This is a genomic window from Neisseria sp. P0008.S004 (assembly GCF_051962755.1).
GTDB classification, from domain to species: domain Bacteria; phylum Pseudomonadota; class Gammaproteobacteria; order Burkholderiales; family Neisseriaceae; genus Neisseria; species Neisseria subflava_A.
In genome coordinates this window covers 1-227 of record NZ_JBQCUZ010000068.1, presented here as the reverse complement: position 1 = coordinate 227, position 227 = coordinate 1, and the positions used below count along the sequence as shown (strand labels likewise).

The following is a 227-nucleotide window of genomic DNA, read 5'->3' as shown; positions in this document are numbered from 1 at the left end:
TTGAAGCCTTCGTTAGCTTCTTTTTGCTCTTCAAGTTTGGCAGTATTTTCAGCGATTGCTGCTTTATTGGCGTCGATGTCTTGACGGTTAGCTTCTAAAGCGTCAGCTGCTGCTTTGCCGGCTAATGCGAGATCACCGATGTATTTTTTATTGGCATCAATATCTTTACGGTTGGCTTCCAAAGCCTCAGTTGCTTTCAGACCTGCTTGTGCCAAGTCAACGATGTC

At 44.9% G+C, this 227-nt stretch carries 1 protein-coding gene; it reads right to left on the bottom strand.

The window, feature by feature from the left end:
- Positions 1–227, bottom strand: a 227-nt coding sequence (locus ACTHSW_RS10970) for a hypothetical protein (RefSeq protein ID WP_440365327.1), incomplete at both ends; no start/stop codon positions are given.